General features: G+C 59.0%; 12 protein-coding genes. 6 read left to right on the top strand and 6 right to left on the bottom strand.

All coding sequences use genetic code 11. The annotated features are described in order from the left end of the window. Positions 1-22 precede the first annotated feature (22 nt). Positions 23-298 (bottom strand): hypothetical protein, encoded by a 276-nt coding sequence (locus BMX32_RS08595; RefSeq protein WP_089977346.1) that lies wholly within the window; start codon positions 296-298, stop codon positions 23-25. Positions 299-992: 694 nt separating this feature from the next. Beyond that, entirely contained in the window at positions 993-2,492 is a 1,500-nt protein-coding gene (locus BMX32_RS08590) for a DNA cytosine methyltransferase (RefSeq protein WP_089977342.1), read from the bottom strand. A gap of 361 nt (positions 2,493-2,853) precedes the next feature. On the opposite strand from BMX32_RS08590, the gene BMX32_RS08585 reads away from it, so the two are divergent. From BMX32_RS08585 to BMX32_RS08570, 4 genes are read left to right on the top strand one after another with little or no spacing between them, the layout of a single operon-like run. Continuing rightward, positions 2,854-4,356 carry an ATP-binding protein gene (locus BMX32_RS08585; RefSeq protein WP_170843615.1) on the top strand — a complete coding sequence of 501 codons (1,503 nt, stop codon included), beginning with the start codon at positions 2,854-2,856 and terminating at the stop codon, positions 4,354-4,356. Between the two features lie 9 nt (positions 4,357-4,365). Next, positions 4,366-7,068, top strand: coding sequence for a Z1 domain-containing protein (locus BMX32_RS08580; RefSeq protein WP_089977335.1), 2,703 nt, complete (start codon positions 4,366-4,368; stop codon positions 7,066-7,068). Continuing rightward, positions 7,040-8,014, top strand: coding sequence for a PD-(D/E)XK motif protein (locus BMX32_RS08575; RefSeq protein ID WP_089977332.1), 975 nt, complete (start codon positions 7,040-7,042; stop codon positions 8,012-8,014). Before BMX32_RS08580 ends, BMX32_RS08575 begins: the two co-directional genes overlap by 29 nt. A gap of 22 nt (positions 8,015-8,036) precedes the next feature. Next, a complete protein-coding gene (locus BMX32_RS08570) occupies positions 8,037-10,088 on the top strand; it encodes an AIPR family protein (RefSeq protein WP_170843613.1) in 2,052 nt (683 codons plus the stop codon). Between the two features lie 116 nt (positions 10,089-10,204). Here the strand turns inward: BMX32_RS08570 and BMX32_RS08565 are convergent, their stop codons facing one another. Beyond that, complete coding sequence (locus BMX32_RS08565; protein ID WP_089977325.1) at positions 10,205-10,690, bottom strand: very short patch repair endonuclease; 486 nt, start codon at positions 10,688-10,690, stop codon at positions 10,205-10,207. 808 nt (positions 10,691-11,498) lie between these two features. On the opposite strand from BMX32_RS08565, the gene BMX32_RS08560 reads away from it, so the two are divergent. Further along, positions 11,499-12,086, top strand: coding sequence for a hypothetical protein (locus BMX32_RS08560; RefSeq protein ID WP_089977322.1), 588 nt, complete (start codon positions 11,499-11,501; stop codon positions 12,084-12,086). A 262-nt stretch (positions 12,087-12,348) separates the two neighbouring features. Here the strand turns inward: BMX32_RS08560 and BMX32_RS08555 are convergent, their stop codons facing one another. The 3 genes from BMX32_RS08555 to BMX32_RS08545 all read right to left on the bottom strand — a co-directional run bounded on the left by BMX32_RS08555 (position 12,349) and on the right by BMX32_RS08545 (position 16,314). Beyond that, a complete protein-coding gene (locus BMX32_RS08555) occupies positions 12,349-13,125 on the bottom strand; it encodes a TSCPD domain-containing protein (protein WP_089977319.1) in 777 nt (258 codons plus the stop codon). A 56-nt stretch (positions 13,126-13,181) separates the two neighbouring features. Next, positions 13,182-13,757: a histone gene (locus tag BMX32_RS18640; RefSeq protein WP_211664234.1), complete on the bottom strand. Its 576-nt coding sequence runs from the start codon at positions 13,755-13,757 to the stop codon at positions 13,182-13,184. A gap of 409 nt (positions 13,758-14,166) precedes the next feature. Continuing rightward, on the bottom strand, positions 14,167-16,314 hold the full coding sequence (locus tag BMX32_RS08545; RefSeq protein ID WP_089977316.1) for an adenosylcobalamin-dependent ribonucleoside-diphosphate reductase: 2,148 nt from the start codon (positions 16,312-16,314) through the stop codon (positions 14,167-14,169). A 353-nt stretch (positions 16,315-16,667) separates the two neighbouring features. On the opposite strand from BMX32_RS08545, the gene BMX32_RS08540 reads away from it, so the two are divergent. After that, entirely contained in the window at positions 16,668-18,038 is a 1,371-nt protein-coding gene (locus BMX32_RS08540; RefSeq protein WP_089977312.1) for a Do family serine endopeptidase, read from the top strand. Positions 18,039-18,110 lie beyond the last annotated feature (72 nt).

Genomic DNA, 18,110 nt, shown 5'->3' with positions numbered 1-18,110 from the left:
AGGACAATTCTGAAAAATTGCCTCAGTTCTTCTCTGCCCTCTCCCACGTCATCCGCGCATGCGCCTGCGCAGTGCACTGCGCACCGATCTGCACAAGCGAAGCGATCGCTTCAAGCGACAACGCCACACGCCCGCACTCAACGGCATCGGACTCGTGGATGAGGTCGGCAAGGAATTCGCTAAGGGTGCGCGCGTAACCGAGCCACTCCACCGCGCCGTTCAACAGATCGTGTGTGGTGGCCTCGGGATCAAGCGGATAGACGGCACGAAGCGTCGACGAACGACCGGGTAAAGACATAAGAAACCTCCCTGGAAGAAATCACCGCCGTCCTGACGCGGCACGCCCACACAGCGACGTGCCGCGGACCATAGGACTCGCGGTTCACCGGCTGCCCGTGACCGGGCGCCGGACAGCTTGATTGACGACGTGGAGAGGCGTCAGCTCGTGGAAGCGGCCCGCGAGAGCACGCGCCGGGTCACACGGCCGAGAAAAACCTCAGAAAAAAGCGCTGACGCCCGGTCGATCAACCGCGTCTGCGACGGATGCAGACAGCCCGGTAACCGGGTGGGGTGTCGCCGGGGGGATTCGGCGGGCGAGCGGGTGCCGTATGATCGTGGGTAGCCACTATCGACTCCAGAACAGTTGGTTGTGGTTAGCGGGTCAGGGGCGCTGCAACGCTCCTGGCTCGCGCTTTTGCCGACGCGCGGCCGCTGCGCTCCACGCATGAGGTGGAGAACAACAATCGGACCGTAGCAAAATGCGGCCACCTTGTCTGTAGTCCTGATGATGAGCTCAGCCTCACCGTCCCCAGCCAATAGACCGCACTGAATTCGCGCGTTCGGCCGCGACGAGCACGACGAGCGCGACGCAACTTGCGCCTTGAGCTTGGGGCCACCGACAAAACTTTAGCTTGCTGCATTGAATGTTCGCAGCCGTCGAAATCCGGCTCCAACATGGCTCCATATGCGCGATCTTCGATACCGGGTCGAGCCTAATTCTTCAAGACGGAGTAGACGACATCTGCAATTTGCGTAGCCATCCACGGCGGAACTGCGTTCCCAACTTGACGATACTGAGCGCCTCTTGATCCTTCAAAAAAGTAGTTATCCGGAAACGTTTGGAGTCGCGCAGCCTCTCGCACAGACAGACTACGCATCTGGCTGGCATCAGGGTGGATGAAGTAATGGCCATCTTTTGATAAATGACTGGTTACTGTCGAGCTAGGCTTGCTTCCGATCTGAACTTTGAAACGATCAACAAATTTTCCGCTACTCCAGTTTGCGTGGAGTGGGTGGAGTGCGCCTGGGAACTCTTCCGCGCCGCGCGGAGATCGCTTATGAATCTCTCCAAAAGCGGCCGCGAACGCGTACCGCGCCATGTCCGCCGACATGTGATCGCGAACTTCGTGATTAAGGATTCCATCAAGCTTCCCGTCGACAATCCACTTGCTGAGATGGCTAGGAACTACATCACAGCCGGCGGACTTCGGCATCCACCGCCCCCCCCTTCCGGGATCGGCTCGCTTCACCCTTGCAGCAAGACTGTAAAGTCGCTCCGAAACCTTGTGATCCTTGACCATCCCGCCCGTCCCGGAAAGCAAGGCGTACGCGAAGTCCGACCACGAGCTGATGTCCACATCGGTCGTCCCACTGCGAAGGCGAGGCAGACCACCAATTGCGTCTAGAACACCAAAACGAGCCTCGCTGGTTCGAAGGTATCTAAGTCCGGATGCGTCTAAATCATCGCGAATTCCAAGGAGCACAACTCGATGTCTGGCCTGCGGAACACCGAGCTCCTCTGCCCTTAGCAAGAAGCTTGGTTCCTTAGCGCGGGAACTCGGCACCACCATCGGAACGATCCGATACCTCGGACCTTTCGCTCCTCCAGGCATATGAAGGTCGTCAAGAATGCGTGGAAACATCAGACTACCACCTACCTTCGACGAAAGAATGCCTTTGACGTTCTCCATGACGAAAGCAGCGGGACGGAATTCGCGCACGATCTTCAAGTAATGCGTGTATAGGAAATGACGGTGATCGTCTTCAGCCCTGTATCCAGCTGTGCCTGCGTTGCGTGCGCGACCGACCAGAGAATAGGCTTGGCATGGTGGGCCACCAATCAAGACCCAAGGCCGCTCGTGCTTTGCGACCTCACGAATACGACCATGCAGATAGAGATCGTCGTCGCGGACGCCTAGTGTCAACTGTCGAGCTTCCCGCCCCGCCTCCTCCCAATCTGATTTCGTCGCTTCCGTCCACGGGAGCTCCCTTCGCCCCGCCACATAGTCGTAGTAGCTCCTAGGTGCGTGCCCCGGAGCAAAACGCCTGAAGAAAGCACGAAGTCGAAGCGTTTTGGCGGCGTTTACCTCCATCTCAGCAGAAATGGCGATACGAAATGGCCGTGAGCCAGCCTCTGCGCCGGGAGCGTACGCAGAAAAGCCCTCACCGAGGCCGCCAGGGCCGGCAAAAATGTCGACGACAGGGATGTGCATAGTCAATTGAGCTTCTGAACGGCCGAATTATAGAATCCCAGGATCTCACCTGGCGAGAAATTGTCAACGACGGCCCAGCTCTCGCGCTGCACGGTGCGCAACGGGAACGGACGTTCAATGCCCACGTTTCCTTCCGCGGCGCGATTGCGATACCAAAGCGCCCGGACGTGATCAGCGCCATTTATTTGACGTCGCGAGGCTTGCTTGGCGGGGCACTGGGGATTATGAAGCGATCGACATATCTTTGATCGCGCCCCCAGACTTAAGTATATTTCGCAAGGCCATTAGAGCACCGTCCGGACCGATCATATTCCTTGGACCGTGCTGCTCAACGCGGTACATGGGGATAGGGACTACAAGCGTGCTTAAAGACAGCCAAGGAAAGCTGACGTTGCGGCCGAGTGCCGCGCGACTTCTAGAGTCGATGCGAGATATCGGCTACTCGTTCGAGAGCGCACTCGCCGATATCGTGGACAACTCCATCTCAGCCTCCGCGTCGTCGATTGACATCGTCAACGATATTTCGCCCGGCAATGGACCTTATCTGGCGGTGCTGGATAACGGTCGAGGCATGAATTCCGACGAGCTTACCCGTGCGATGCAACACGGAAGTCGCAGTCCCCGGGACATTAGGGATGCCGGCGACCTAGGCCGATTCGGCCTAGGTATGAAGACGGCATCATTCAGTCAATGTAGGAGACTGACCGTTGTGTCTCGGGCAGGCGGCGCCCTCGAGGCACGTTGCTGGGACCTCGATCTCGTAATAAGCGAGGACGAATGGGTCTTGGAGGTTCTAGACGAGGGGGAGATTCAACACCTCCCGCTCGTCGACAGTATTGGCCCCTCGGGGACACTAGTCCTCTGGCAAAAGCTAGATCGCCTAGACGCCCTTGGTGATGAACCCGATCATAAGTACGCCGCGTTCAATGAGCTGTTCGGCAGAGCACGGGCTCATCTGGCACTGACATTCCACAGATTCTTGGCGCCTGAACACGACGATCCAAAAGCAAAGCTAACCTTGCGCATTAATGGTGCGGAGCTCGAGGCGGCTGACCCTTTTGCTCAAGCATGTACTCCGTTTGCCGATGCTCATGAGGTTGAGCTCCTTAGGATGGGCAAGGGCGAGATCGCAGTACAAGGCTTTACGCTTCCGCATCACCAGAATCTTTCTACCGCCCAGATGGCCGCGCTTGAGCTCGGTGCCACCCTCGTCGAAACACAGGGTCTGTACATTTACCGCGCCCGGCGTTTGGTGTCCGGAGGTAATTGGCTGGGACTTTCTCGCCGCTCCGAACTGACGAAGCTATTGCGCGTGCGCGTTGATGTACCGACATCGCTAGATTCGGAATGGAGCATCGATGTCAGGAAATCGCGCATCAACATTCCCACTGCGATACGAGCGAGGCTTCGGCCGCTCGTCCAGCGAATGACTGAGGCCGCCCGCAGGCCCTATACGTATCGAGGCAGTCGACATGGATCAGGCACAGGGCTGTCTCTATGGGTACGAGTTGAAGAGCGCGGCTCGGTTAGATACGAGATTCGCCGGGATCATCCGATGATAGCCGCACTCCAAGATGCCGTGGGGAGCCGAAAAGACGTGGCATCGATTCTGCTCGCCATCGAAGCCACACTTCCCCTCGAGACGCTGTTCTCCGATATCGCCTCGACACCGAAGTCGGTTCATCAGCAGCAAGTGGAAGAAGGCGAGCTTAGGCTGCTTCTGGCAGCTTTCGTCGAGGCGATGGCGCCAGGCAAACAAACTCTCCCAAGCGCCATAGCAGAAACCATCCTGGCAACCCCGGTGTTTGCCAGTCAGCCATCCGCACGCGCCGTCCTTGCAACTATGCGCAAGATTGAGGAATAGGGAACCCGTATGTCAACCGAACAGTTGCTAGGTCTCGCGCGAATGGCCATGGCTCAAAGGGCTGCGCAGACGCCTGACGAGATAATCAAGGTGGTTCGTGATCTAGCGGCGCTTCCGTTTCTGCCTACCAAACCCACAGATTCAGAAATCGTGGAGGCCGCCAAGCAGATCGAACGCGAATTCGAGGTTGTGCTTGGCCCGGCACACACCATTCAAGCAAGCGGGCACAAGCCGTGGCTCAAAGCTCGAGCGCATGAGATCAACTTTCGCTATTGGCGCCGCTATCGTGACTTTCTGATAGCAGGCGGCATGAGCGAACACGTGGTAAATGCTGTAGCGGCAGTTACGGATACCATCGTCGACCTTGCGGGTGATCCGAGTACAGAGGGCAGTTGGTCGCGGCGTGGCTTAGCTGTTGGCCATGTTCAGAGCGGAAAGACCGCCAACTACCTAGGCGTGATCAATAAAGCTTCAGACGTCGGTTACCGCGTAATCATCTTGATTGCGGGTGTGCATAGTAATCTTCGCTCACAAACACAGGAGCGAGTCGATTACGGCTTTGTCGGGCGCGACAGTGATCAGATCCTCAGTCGACAGACGAACGTCGATCGAGTAGGCGTCGGCGAAATAAACCCTGGCTTTACGGCAACCGCATATACGAGCCGGGCGCATGACTTCAGCCGAGCAAGGGCCGAGAGCTTGGGAAATCCTCTACAAAACAACCTCGAACCCGTCATCCTCGTCATAAAGAAGAATCCATCGATTCTTAACAATTTAATCGATTGGATACGTGGCACTAGCGCGTCAAAGGGCGGCCTCACCTTACCCATGCTCGTCATCGATGACGAAGCAGACAACGCTTCGGTTGATACATCAAAGGATCCAGAGGCGCCGCGAACGATCAATCGACTCATCAGAGAGCTGCTCAGTCTCTCGACCCGCAATGCATATATTGGCTACACAGCCACGCCATTCGCAAACATATTCATCGATCCCGACGTGGAAAATGAGGGGCAAGGGAAAGATCTTTTTCCCCGCGACTTCATCGTCGGGTTGGAGCCTCCCTCCAATTATGTCGGAGCGCGCGAGTTCTTTCTGTCTGACGAAGATGGTCTTACCGTTGATCTAACGGAGACCGACGAGTGGCTTCCGGTGACGCACAAGATAGATTGGGTTGTCGACAAGCTTCATCCCAGTCTGGCCGAGGCAGTTGACTGCTTCGTCTTGTCGAAAGCGATTCGCACTCTTCGGGGACAAGGGAACAGACACCACTCGATGCTCGTGAACGTCTCGCGATTCACGAAGATTCAAGGGGATGTCGCTCGTGCCATATCGCAACATCTAATGGCAATGCAGTTGGCAATTGAAAACCGGCATGCCTTACCGGTTGATATGGCACTTCGCGATCCAATACTTGGCGCACTGCACACCACTTGGACTAAGCACTATTCTGCCGGCAAGGAGAGTTGGGAAGAGATCCAAGCGATGCTCCATCGCGCTGCGGCGGGAATGTCCGTGGTAGAGGTTAATGCGTCAAGGAACTCCGGAAAGCTTGACTACGGTAAGTACGCCGACACTGGCCTGAACGTCATCGCAGTTGGCGGAAACTCATTGTCGCGCGGATTCACCCTAGAGGGGCTAACCGTTAGCTATTTCCTGCGCAACACGCAGATGTACGACACACTGCTACAGATGGGTCGCTGGTTCGGATACAGGGACGGGTATCGGGACCTTTGCAGACTGTTTCTTCGTCCCGAGGCCAGCGATTGGTACGGCTTTATTGCTGACGCCACTGAGGAGCTACGTGACGAGATTCGCAGGATGGAGCTCAATGGGCTCACTCCAATGGATTTCGGCTTAGCAGTACGAAGCCATCCAGGGACACTCCTTGTAACCGCCCGTGACAAGATGCGCAACGCGGAGCAAATAGTCCGCGCGATTTCACTGTCCGGCAAACTAGTCGAGACATCGGTTCTGATCGCGTCCGAGGCTGCGAGGACGAGAAACATTTCCGCGGTCGAGGACTTGGTCGCAAAGATGCTGCTCTCTACCGATGCATCGCACACAAAAGTTGGAAAGGGACGGCTACCAAACCACCTTTTCAGCGGCGTGAGTTCCGATCTGATTCTGGATTTCGTCTCCTCGTTCGGAACTCACCCCGGCCAGCTGGACGTTCAGGCTGCCCCTTTGTCTACGTTTATTCGTGAACGGAGCTTCGATGGCTGGGATGTGGTGCTGGTCTCAAGCTCGGACACAGACGCCAAAACCACTCAAATCCACGGGCTTGAGATCGGAAAGCAGACTCGCGCGGTAAAGCCGAGCAGTTCGGGGCGCTTTGACAACGCGCTCTTGGTCTCTGGAACCAAGAGGCGAGTCGCATCACGCGGCATTGAACGCATTGGCCTAAGTGACCAAGAACAGGCCGCGGCGATCGCCTCTCATGGCGGGAGCACAAAGAACATTCCCGACCACGTATATCGGAGTCATCGGACACGGCCACTGCTGATGCTTCACGTCCTCCAAACGCACACACAGAGTGAACCGCACGAGGACAGGGGCGTTCATGCGGCGTATGGTCTGAGTTTTCCGGGACTAAGTGCGGGTGCAAAGGAGAAGCTGGTTTCCTACACGGCAAACGTGATCGCGTATCGCGAACTGTATGGGGCACTAGACGAGGAGACCGATGACGAGGATGAAGTGTATGGCGATTGATGACCCATGGTCAGAGATCGGTAGAAACGGGGAACGATTAGTCGGACGCCGCATAGACGAACAGCACGCCCTCGATCTTTATTGGGTGCGAAGGAGTGATGGCGCTCCAGGTCTTCTCCTGCGGGACGTCGTCACCGAGTCAGTTCCCGCGAGGCTCCCGAACCTTCGAGGGATCGCCTTAGAGACTGAGGCTGACGCAGATACCTCCGAGGTACGAATCTTTCTTCGGACAGCAGAAGACCGCGAGGTATTCTTAACACTTTGCCGCGATGTCATTCACTATTCATCGCAAGAGCCGACGGCCGCGGCTGCGACGAGACGAGTGTTCCGCCGGATGGATCACTGGCATTCCTTGATGAGCAAGGCAAGGACGTCAATTATGGAAGGGCACGAAATCAGGGGCCTGATGGGAGAGCTACACGTTCTAGAGAGGCTGATTGCTTCTCTGGGCATTGAGACCGCCCTGCCTGCGTGGGTGGCACCGGACGAACACCCTCAAGATTTTGCACTTGCGGACAAGATCGTTGAGGTCAAAACAAGATCAGCAGGATCAAAGCACGAGGTTCAGATCTCATCGCTTCATCAGCTCGATTCCGCTCACCTGCCCCTCTTCCTGCTGGTAGTCGAGCTTGTCCACGCGACGGCAGGGGACGGCTTTTCGCTCAATCAGATTTGCGATCGCCTTCTTGCCGTAGCCAGGCATTCGAGTGCGCACCAGGAAGATGTATTAGAGACCGCACTACTGAAGCGTGGCTACGTTCGGCACAAGGCATACGATGAGTATAGCTACGTCGTGACTGGTGAGCAGGCATATGAAGTCAACGAGCTGTTCCCCAGAATCTCGCGAGCTCTCGTCGCACCCGCCATTACCGGCGCACGCTACACGCTCGACCTGTGCCAACTTGGCGGTTTCGCTGCACCGTCAAGCTTTATTTTTCAAATCTGAATCAGAGGGATGGCCTATGCCCATGGACGAAGAAGTAACGTTCTACAGACACTCACTACTCAGCGAAATTGACGCGGAGCAAGCTGCTGGCTTGGGCTATACCGCAACTCGATTTGTGGATCGCGCTTGCGCGACTCTCGAGGCAGGAGAAGAATTTACTGAGTACAATATCTGCAGGTTAATCGGGCGAACTTCGCAAGGCTGGGTTGTTCAGCTCGACGCTTACGGGTTTTCTCCCAGCGACGGCGTGCTCAACCTCATCGTTTCAATATTTTCCGGGTCCGATGACCCTGATCCCATCCTTACGGAAGAAGCAAGGCGTACCGTTCAAGCCGCATTCCGTTTCCTTATCGGTAGCGTGCACGATTCGCTCGCGTCTTCCTGGGACGAGAGCCACGATGCTCACGCAGTCTGCAGAGAGATCTTTTCATTCGCCACAAGTGGTGAAATGACGAAGGCATGCATCTATCTCATATCAGATCGGCCGCTAGGCGGTTCAATTGGAAAGATTCCGGAAATGGCGCTGGGGCCGCTTTCGGTCGAGGCCCATCTTTGGGATATCGCGCGCTTGGCGCGAATGGACGCGTCCGCTCGAGGCCGGGAAGAGATCGCGATTGATTTCATTGGCGACTACGGTGAGGGCATTCCCGCTTTGGCCGCGGGGCTCGATGAAGCGTCACAGTACGAGTCCTACCTATGCATTATGCCAGGAAAGATCCTTGCCTCGCTCTACGACAGTTTTGGCGGTCGTATACTTGAGCAGAACGTACGTGCGTTTCTAGGCGATAATCGAAAGGTAAACAAGGGAATACGAGACACCATTCGCACCGAGCCGGGCATGTTCTTTGCATTCAACAATGGGTTGACCGTCACCGTCTCGGATCTTGAGGTAAGCACTACAAGCTCGGGATACACGGAGATCGTGAAGGCCCAAGGACTGCAGATCGTCAACGGGGGACAGACAACGGCATCCCTATACTGGGCGAGTAAGGCGGGAGCTGACCTATCGAAAGTCAGGGTTCAGATGAAGCTCTCGCGATTGCAGGAAGACGGATTCGAAGATGCGGTGCACAACATCGCGCGCTATGCGAATGCTCAAAATGCGGTGTCTGCATCTGATCTTTTCGCCGGGCACCCCTATTTCAAAAGACTTGAATCGATTTCCCGTCAGACATTGGCTCCACCCGGAGCTCTAGGCGAAGGAAACACGTATTGGTATTTTGAGAGAACAGCCGGAGGTTACAAGGTTGAGCTCAAGAGAAAAAAGGGTGTCGCGGGAAAGTTCTGGCAGGTGCTAAACCCTAAAAAGCAGGTCCTGACAAAGACAGACGTCGCTCGGTATGAATCGACGTTCGACGGCCTGCCCAACGTGGTTAGTTCGGGCGCGCAGAAGAACATTGCTGCGTTCGGCAAATACGTGATTCAGGCCTGGGCAAACGATCCTGCGCGATTTGACACCGACTATTTCCAGCGGCTGGCTTGTCGCGCAATTTTGACCCGATCTGTTGACGCCGCCATCCCGGCGCAAACGTGGTATCCGGGCTCAATTGTCCGCCCATTGACTACCTATACGTTGGCAATCATGAGCGATCGGATGCGTGACCTTGACGTTCAACCGAACTATGGAGAAATCTGGAAGCTTCAGCGGGCGCCCAAATACTTTATGGCTGAGGCCACACGCGTCGCGCAGCAGGTCCTCCCCCTGTTGATGGAGATTCCCGAAGAACTTGTACGCAACCGTCTTGTGACGGAATGGGTGAAGCGTGAGGCGTGCTGGATTCGCATAAAGGAAAGCAGCATACGTCTTTCGGACGCATTCCTTGCGAACGTAGTATCGGACGGAGATCGACAGGCAGGAAGTCGGATTTCTTGGCGAGAACGCGCCCAACAACTTTGGAGCGATGGTACGTGGCGGCGACTCCGCGATTGGAACGACGTGGAGGATCAGCTCACTGACGGGGAGAAGGAAGTCGTTGAGTGGGCAGCACTGACGGGAACGTTCGCGCCGAAAGCCTTCCGCCTCAAGAAACTAGAAGAAGCGTTCCGACGCGGCCTCGAAGAGGGATTCGTATGACACGGGCGCTTCATATCGCCGATCCTGATAGGCTGGCATTTGTACGTAACTTATCGAAATCCTCGCCAATCACCCGGCGTTGGAGCGCACTAGAGAAGTATGAGTGCTTGAAAACCTCAACCCCCATCTGGATTTGTACTGTGTAATGGATGTGTCCGAATGCCACCCATACCAATATCTATGTCGGATTGATCGGATTCAATGAACTTAGCCAGTGCGTGCAGCGATACGGCTTCCGTCTTTCTTAGCGCGCACTCCCAGATCACCCCAACACGCCAGCCAAGGGACCTCAGCTCAGCGTTTGTCCGCGCATCCCTTCTGGCGTTGTCATTGATCTTCTTCACCCAGAAATCCTCCCTTGTGGCCGGCGTGGTCGCGAAGGGACATTCATGATGACCGTGCCAGAAGCATCCGTGGACTTGAACTACTGCATTCCATCGCGGAAGGACGAGGTCGGGACTACCAGGCAATTTCCGGACATGGAGCTTGTAGCGAAATCCTAGCCCGTGAAGGTATCGACGCACCTTTAACTCGGGCTTTGTGTTCGAGCCTTTGATGCCTGACATCATCTTCGATCGCGTCTTTGCCGAGACAGTGTCCATATATGTCGATCAATCGTCCGGAAGGTCCACGTTAAAGTTAGTTCAGTCGGAAAGCTTAGCACCAGCTCCGATAGCGCAGGGACCGCGAGAGCTTGAACGAGAAACAATCGTTCCTCTCGCCCTAGATCAATGCCCTAGAGGATACCGACTAAGGGGCATCGTCAAGGTGTTTGTCGATCGTGCCCTCATCCTTCATAGTTTCCGTAGCGACGCGAGAATGCTATCCCGCTGTAATCGTCATGAGGCAATACGGGATAGCTCCTCATGGATCATGCAGCCCCGCCGATATACAGAACTGGGTGTGCTTTGGCGCAATAATCGGCAGCAAGGCCAACGAGTGTGGGAACGAGCTACAGCGCGCTCGTTAAATGATCGGATGCGCTCAAGCGACCGCGCCGCGAGGGCACGCAATAACGCGTTGGGTACCCACTTCAGATCGAAGAGTGACAGCGGTGTGCGATGGCGTGGTGGAGATCATGGACACCCCTGAGGACGGACTCACTATGGCTATTTTTGGTGTCGAAGAGTTCCCCCAGCACACCGCTATGCCATCTACGATCACCGAGCGCTTGGATAATCTAAGGGAGTTCGGTGATAAGCGATGCAGAAGCTCGCATACGTGCACACTCGCCTAGTCGCGAATACGCCCAAGACTCGAGCATTCGTCGCGGGCAACTACGCAGAAGAAGACATAAATTCAGGCAACTAAGGTAGTGTGCGCATTGCTCTTCCGTTCAATGATCGAAGCAACGACCCAAGCTCGAAAGCAGATGCGGATCTTATTCAAGATGGGGGCATAGAAGCAGTCATGAACCTCGCATATGCGCTTGCGATCGCGGCCCTATCTTTCCTTGGTGGCCTAGCCGGCGGCTTCCTTCGGGGATACACGACGGAAAAAGGTAAGAACCGAGCGTCTAAGGAAGACCTCGGTGATCTGACCAAGATCGTTGAGGATATCCGGGACACGAATCAGCGCGGACTCGCCGAACTTACTGAATCGCTACGCGCCCACCACTCCATGCGATCTGCCGCGCTTGAGAAGAGGCTTGAGGTACACCAAGACGCGTACCGTATGGCATTCATGATGTTTCGCAACCTTTACGGCTCCGACGAAGAGCACAGGCGAACAGGAAACGACATCAGGGAGTGGTGGATGCGGAACGCACTCTATCTCGATGAAGGTCCTCGTGCCGCTTTCGATAGAGCGTGGATGGCCTATCTCAGACATCCTGCCATGATCCGGGCTGACGCGAGGTCCGATGCGGACGCGGTGGTCAAGAATTTCGAAGAGATACGTGCACTTCCGCCTGCACTAGAGCGGGCAGTGGCTCTCCCACCCATAGTGCTCGATCAGGTTGCGCAGATTGGGGCACCTGAACCACCGCGCAACGCCTAAGCCCTTAGCGGTTCGCCCTTGGACAGCTCCTCCACGATCTGCACGCATATCTCCGGGTGCCGCTCTCCCAGAGCGCGCGAGTTCATCCGTAGCAGTTTTGCATCAGGGTTTTATCGAGCGAGTAGTCGAATGCAGGGTCTGCCCTGGAGACCGTCTTGCTCCGAGCGCTTTATGGGGGCGGCACTAGCACTTATGGGGCCGCGAATAGCACCTTATGGACATCCCCACACCGCTTTTTATGCATCGTTCGCGGCAAGCGAGCTCACCCGCACTTCGAATACCCACAATTCAAACAAGTCTGGCACCCATCCATCAGCACCAGGGCCTGCGTGTTGCACTTCGCGCAGAGGGTGGCGCCGGCGGGGAAGCCTGAGGCGTTGGTGTGGCTATCGGCGGACGGGCTATCGCCAGCAGGGCTGGCTGCCACCGGGGAAGCGGCCGGCGCGGCGGCCTGGGCTGCCGGCTTCGACTGGTTTTCGTAGGCCGCGCGCTTTTCGGCGATGAGCTGACGGGTCGCGTCGCTCATTTCCGGATCGTGGATCAGGCCGATCGACTTCATGTGCTGTTCGATCACGCCGCCGATTTCCGCGACGATGCTGGGCATGTACACGCCGCCGGCCTTGAAGTAGCCGCCGCGCGGGTCGAAGACGGCCTTGAGCTCTTCGACGATGAACGTCACGTCGCCACCCTTGCGGAAGACGGCGGACAGGATTCGGGTGAGCGCCACGATCCACTGGAAGTGGTCCATGTTCTTCGAGTTGATGAAGAGCTCGAAGGGGCGGCGCTGTTCGTGCTGGGTGCCGGCGTTCAGGACGATGTCGTTGATGGTCACGTACAGCGCGTGCTCGAAGAGCGGCGACTTGATCTTGTACGTGTTGCCGACGAGGGTTTCCGGACGCTCGAGGCTCTCGTGCATCTGGATGACTTCGGCGACGGGCGCGACTTCCTTCACCGCGACGGGTGCGGGAGCCGGTGCGGCCTTGTCCTCGGGCTTAACGACGTTGTAGCCCTTGATCTTCTTTTCGATCTTGATCGCCATGGTCTTCTCTCTTGGATATCCGGCCCGGCGCGTACGCCGGGCCGGATGGGTGCTACTTACTTACGACGGCCACGACCCGGGCTCTTGCGAGCGGACGTGCGGCCGGTCTTGCTGGCAGTGGACCTCTTCGTCGCCTTGGCGACTTTCTTACCGACAGCCTTGCGGGCGGTCGTCTTGCCGGCGGCCTTGCGGACCGCCTTCTTTACCGCGGCGCGGCCGGTGCTCTTGCGAGCGACCTTGCCGGCGGCCTTCTTCGTCGACTTGCGGGCCGGTGCGGCCTTCTTCGCGACGCGACCGGCGGCCTTGCGCGCTACCTTCTTGACGGCTGCCTTGCGGCCGGCCGACTTCTTGACCGCGCCCTTCTTGGCTGCCGACTTCTTCGCCGGTGCCTTCTTGACGGCGGCCTTCTTGACGGCCGTCTTCTTCACGGCCTTCTTGGCGGCCGTCTTCTTCACGGCAGCCTTCTTGACGGCCTTCTTCGCAGCGGTCTTCTTCGGTGCCGCCTTCTTGGCGGCAGCCTTCTTCGGCGCAGCCTTCTTCGCGGCAGCCTTCTTGCCAGCGGCCTTCTTCGGCGCGGCCTTCTTCGCGGCAGCCTTCTTGCCAGCCGCCTTCTTCGGCGCGGCTTCGGCCACGGCGGCCTTCTTCGCCGGTGCGCGCTTGGCAGCCTTCTTCGCTGCCGGGGCGGCGACGGCCGTGGTCTCGGTGGACTCGGCGGAGCCGGCGCTCTTCGCGGCCTTCTTCACCGGAGCCTTGCGAGCGGGCTTGGCCTTGGCTTCCGGGCCGGACACGAAGTCGGGCTCGAGGTCGTTGGTGTCGTAGTCCGCTGCCGTATCGCTGGTCGGTGCCGGCGTGGTGTCGATCACCTTGCGGGCAACCGGCTTACGCTTGACGACCTTCTTCGCGACGACCGGCGCCGGCGTTTCCGCGGCGACTTCCGTCTCCGCTACCGGGGTGGTGTCGCTGTCTTTGGCGTCGTCCAAGGGCAGCTCACCCTCGACGACCTGGTTTTCGATCGACATACTTTTTTCCCTCTCCGCGGGGTCAGAACTTGCCGTAGTAGCCTTCCTTCAGGGCATCGAAAAGGTTCGCGGCGGTGTGCATTTCACCGTCGTATTCCACTTCTTCGTTACCCTTCAGTTCGACAACGCTACCGTCTTCCAATTCGAAGCGATAGAGGGTGTTCTCGAGATCCGTTTCCTTGACCAGCACACCCTGGAACGCGGCGGGGTTGAAACGGAACGTGGTGCATCCCTTCAGACCCTGCTTGTACGCGTAGAAATAGATGTCCTTGAAGTCTTCGTACGGGTAGTCGGTGGGGACGTTGGCCGTCTTGGAGATGGAGCTGTCGATCCACTTCTGCGATGCCGCCTGGATGTCGACGTGCTCCTTGGGGCTGATGTCGTCGGCCGCCACGAAGTAATCCGGCAGGCGGGCCTTCGGGTCATCGGAGTACGGCATGGCGTCGCCGTTGATCAGGGCGCGGTAGGCCAGCAGCTCGTAGCTGTAGACCTCGATCTTTTCCTTCGACTTCTTGCCTTCGCGGATGACGTTGCGCGAGTAGTGGTGCGCGAAGCTCGGCTCGATGCCGTTGGAGGCATTGTTGGCGAGGCTCAAGGAGATGGTGCCGGTGGGCGCGATCGACGAGTGGTGCGTGAAGCGCGCGCCGGTTTCGGCCAGCTGCGCGACCAGCTCGGGAGCGACCTCGGCCACGCGCTGCATGTAACGCGAGTACTTCGCGTGCAGCATGCTGCCCTTGATGGTCTGGCCGATCTTCCAGCCGTCCTTCACCATCTCCGGGCGCTTGCGCAGCATGTCGCCGGTCACTTCGTAGTCGCGTGCCAGGACGGGCGCCGGGCCCTTTTCCTTCGCGAGTTCGAGGGCCACTTCCCAGCCGGCCACCGCCATCTCGCGGGAGACTTCTTCGGTGAAGCCCACGGCGTCGGACGAGCCGTAGCGCATCTTCAGCATGGTGAGCGTGGAGCCCAGGCCGAGGAAGCCCATGCCGTGGCGGCGCTTGGAGAGGATCTCTTCGCGCTGCTGCGGCAGCGGCAGGCCGTTGATCTCGACCACGTTATCGAGCATGCGGGTGAACACGCGCACGACCTCGCGGTATTCCTCCCAGTCGAAACGGGCCTTCGGGCCGAACGGGTCGCGCACGAAGGTGGTGAGGTTCACCGAGCCCAGCAGGCACGAGCCGTACGGCGGCAGCGGCTGCTCGCCGCAGGGGTTGGTGGCGCGGATGTGCTCGCACCACCAGTTGTTGTTCATCTCGTTGACGCGGTCGATGAGGATGAAGCCCGGCTCGGCGTAGTCGTACGTCGAGACCATGATCATGTCCCACAGATGGCGGGCGCGGATGTGGCCGTAGATCTTGCAGGCCACCAGGCCGTCGTCGCGGGTGACGTAGTTCTCGCGGGTGGGCCACTCGCGCCACACGACCTTGCTGGTGTCGTTGAGGTCGATCTCGCCCTGCTCTTTCACGTGCACGGGGAAGACGGTGGGCCAGTCCTGGTCGTTTTCCACGGCGTCCATGAAGCCGTCGGTAATCAGCAGCGACAGGTTGAACTGGCGCAGGCGACCGTCTTCGCGCTTGGCGCGGATGAATTCCTTGGCATCGGGGTGGCTGATGTCGAACGTGCCCATCTGCGCGCCGCGACGGCCGCCGGCCGACGAGACGGTGAAGCACATCTTGTCGTAGATATCCATGAACGACAGCGGGCCCGAGGTGTGGGCACCGGCGCCGGACACGTACGCGCCGCGCGGACGCAGCGTGGAGAATTCATAGCCGATGCCGCAACCGGCCTTCAGCGTGAGGCCCGCCTCGTGCACCTTCTCGAGGATGTCGTCCATCGAGTCGTGGATGGTGCCCGACACGGTGCAGTTGATGGTCGAGGTGGCCGGCTTGTGCGCCAGCGCGCCAGCGTTGGACGTGATGCGGCCAGCGGGGATCGCACCGCGGCGCAGGGCCCAGAGGAAACGCTCGAACCAGTGGGTGCGCAGCTCGTCGGTGGCTTCCACCGCGCTCAGCGCACGCGCGACACGCTCGTAGGTGCCGTCGACGGAGGCATCAACGGGCTCGCCCGACTTGGCCTTCAGGCGGTACTTCTTGTCCCAGATGTCGTACGAGGCGGGCTGAAGCGGAATCGCGGCGGTCTCAAGCCCGATGGCTTGCGCACGTGCTGTGCTCATTGAAGTGTCGTCCTCGAAAATCGGCCCTTGTCGGGCCTTTTATTGGTATGCGTCGGCGCAACCCGTCGACGGCCTCCCCCACGAAGCCACGTCGACCATCCCTGATCTCCCTTCGCCTGCCGGAAAACGCTTTGCCGACGATGGGTTGAAGCATGAACCTGAGTATCCGCAGCACCAGCACTTGGTAAATAGCGAACGAAGGAACACAAGATGTTGTGGTTGCGGCCGGTGTGTACCTTAAGCCCGGGAGGGGTCGATGTAAAGTGTCTGAGACGCAAGTCTCAAGGGTTGAAACTGGGGGGCGGTGGCGTGGTCGAATGGCGTCCGGATCACACCACTCAAGGAGCTTTTCCATGCCCGCCAGCACTTACCGGCGAACCCCTTTCGCGGCGCTCGGCGTCGCGCTTGCCCTGTGCCTCGCGACACCGGCATTCGCGTCGCTGCCCGCATCCGTCGACGGCCAGCCCCTGCCCTCGCTGGCACCGATGCTGGCGAAGGTGACGCCGGCGGTGGTCAACATCTCGACGAAGACGCGCGTGCGGGCACGCGATCCGTATTTCGACGACCCGTTGTTCCGCCAGCTCTTCGGAAACCAGGGCGTGCCGCGCGAGCGCGTGGAGCAGAGCCTGGGTTCGGGCGTGGTCGTCGACGCGGCCAAGGGCTACGTGCTGACCAACCACCATGTCGTGGGGGGCGCGGACGATATCACGGTCACGCTGCAGGATGGGCGCGATCTGAAAGCGAAGCTGATCGGCAGCGATCCGGATACGGACGTGGCGTTGCTGCAGATTCCGGCGGAGCGCCTGCAGGCGCTGCCGGTGGCGGATTCCACGCAGCTGCGCGTGGGCGATTTCGTGGTGGCGGTGGGCGATCCGTTCGGTCTGGGGCAGACGGCCACGTCGGGCATGGTGTCGGCGCTGGGGCGTTCGGGGCTCGGCAAGGGCTTCCAGAATTTCATCCAGACGGATGCGTCGATCAATCCCGGTAACTCCGGCGGCGCGCTGGTGAACCTGCGCGGCGAGCTGGTGGGTATCAACTCGATGATCTTCACGCCGTCGGGCGGCAACGTGGGTATCGGGTTCGCCATTCCGACCGATCTGGCCACGGGCGTGATGAAGCAGTTGCTGGCGTATGGAAAGGTGCGGCGCGGGAATCTCGGCGTGGAGGTGCAGGACATCACGCCGCGTATCGCGCAGGCACTGGGGTTGAAGGACAGCGTCGGCGCGGTGGTGACGCGCGTGAACGAGGGCTCGCCGGCGGATGGCGCGGGGCTGCAGACGGGCGATGTGCTGACGGCCGTGGATGGCAAGCCGGTGCGCGGGGCGCAGGATGTCCGCAATGCGGAGGGTCTGCTGCCGTTGGGCGCGAAGGTGAAGCTCGGGGTGAAGCGTGATGGGGCATCGCGGGATGTCGAGGCCACGATCGCCGCGGTCGCCATCGCCACGGTGGATGGCGCGAAGGTGGATGCGCGGCTCGCGGGGGTGACGCTGAGCGATCTGACGCCGGAGCAGAAGGCGCAGGGCTTGTACGGCGTGGCGCTGAGCGGGGTGAAGCGCGGCTCGCGGGCGGCGTCGGCCGGGCTCGAAGACGGCGATATCGTCGTGGCGGTGGCGCAGCAGCGGGTGGCGGGGGTGAAGAGCCTGCCGACGAAGGGGTCGTTGGGGGTGAGGCAGTTGTTGTTGACGGTGGTGCGGGACGGGGCGGTGTATTACGCGGTGCTGTGAGCTGGTTTCGCCAGCAGGCTGGCTCCCACCCTTCGGGATGCATGTCATCGCGAGAGTGCCCGCTTCGCGGGA

Origin of the sequence: Luteibacter sp. UNCMF331Sha3.1 (genome assembly GCF_900109915.1) — a bacterium.
GTDB lineage: Bacteria > Pseudomonadota > Gammaproteobacteria > Xanthomonadales > Rhodanobacteraceae > Luteibacter.
The sequence above is the reverse complement of the archived record's forward strand: the minus strand, read 5'-3'. Positions and strand labels throughout refer to the sequence as shown.

Bases quoted from the DNA above. Each gene is read 5' to 3' on its own strand.
- BMX32_RS08595 (WP_089977346.1), bottom strand. From the start codon at position 298: ATGTCTTTACCCGGTCGTTCGTCGACGCTTCGTGCCGTCTATCCGCTT.
- BMX32_RS08590 (WP_089977342.1), bottom strand. From the start codon at position 2,492: ATGCACATCCCTGTCGTCGACATTTTTGCCGGCCCTGGCGGCCTCGGT.
- BMX32_RS08580 (WP_089977335.1), top strand. From the start codon at position 4,366: ATGTCAACCGAACAGTTGCTAGGTCTCGCGCGAATGGCCATGGCTCAA.
- BMX32_RS08575 (WP_089977332.1), top strand. From the start codon at position 7,040: ATGACGAGGATGAAGTGTATGGCGATTGATGACCCATGGTCAGAGATC.
- BMX32_RS08570 (WP_170843613.1), top strand. From the start codon at position 8,037: ATGGACGAAGAAGTAACGTTCTACAGACACTCACTACTCAGCGAAATT.
- BMX32_RS08565 (WP_089977325.1), bottom strand. From the start codon at position 10,690: ATGGACACTGTCTCGGCAAAGACGCGATCGAAGATGATGTCAGGCATC.
- BMX32_RS08560 (WP_089977322.1), top strand. From the start codon at position 11,499: ATGAACCTCGCATATGCGCTTGCGATCGCGGCCCTATCTTTCCTTGGT.
- BMX32_RS08555 (WP_089977319.1), bottom strand. From the start codon at position 13,125: ATGGCGATCAAGATCGAAAAGAAGATCAAGGGCTACAACGTCGTTAAG.
- BMX32_RS08545 (WP_089977316.1), bottom strand. From the start codon at position 16,314: ATGAGCACAGCACGTGCGCAAGCCATCGGGCTTGAGACCGCCGCGATT.
- BMX32_RS08540 (WP_089977312.1), top strand. From the start codon at position 16,668: ATGCCCGCCAGCACTTACCGGCGAACCCCTTTCGCGGCGCTCGGCGTC.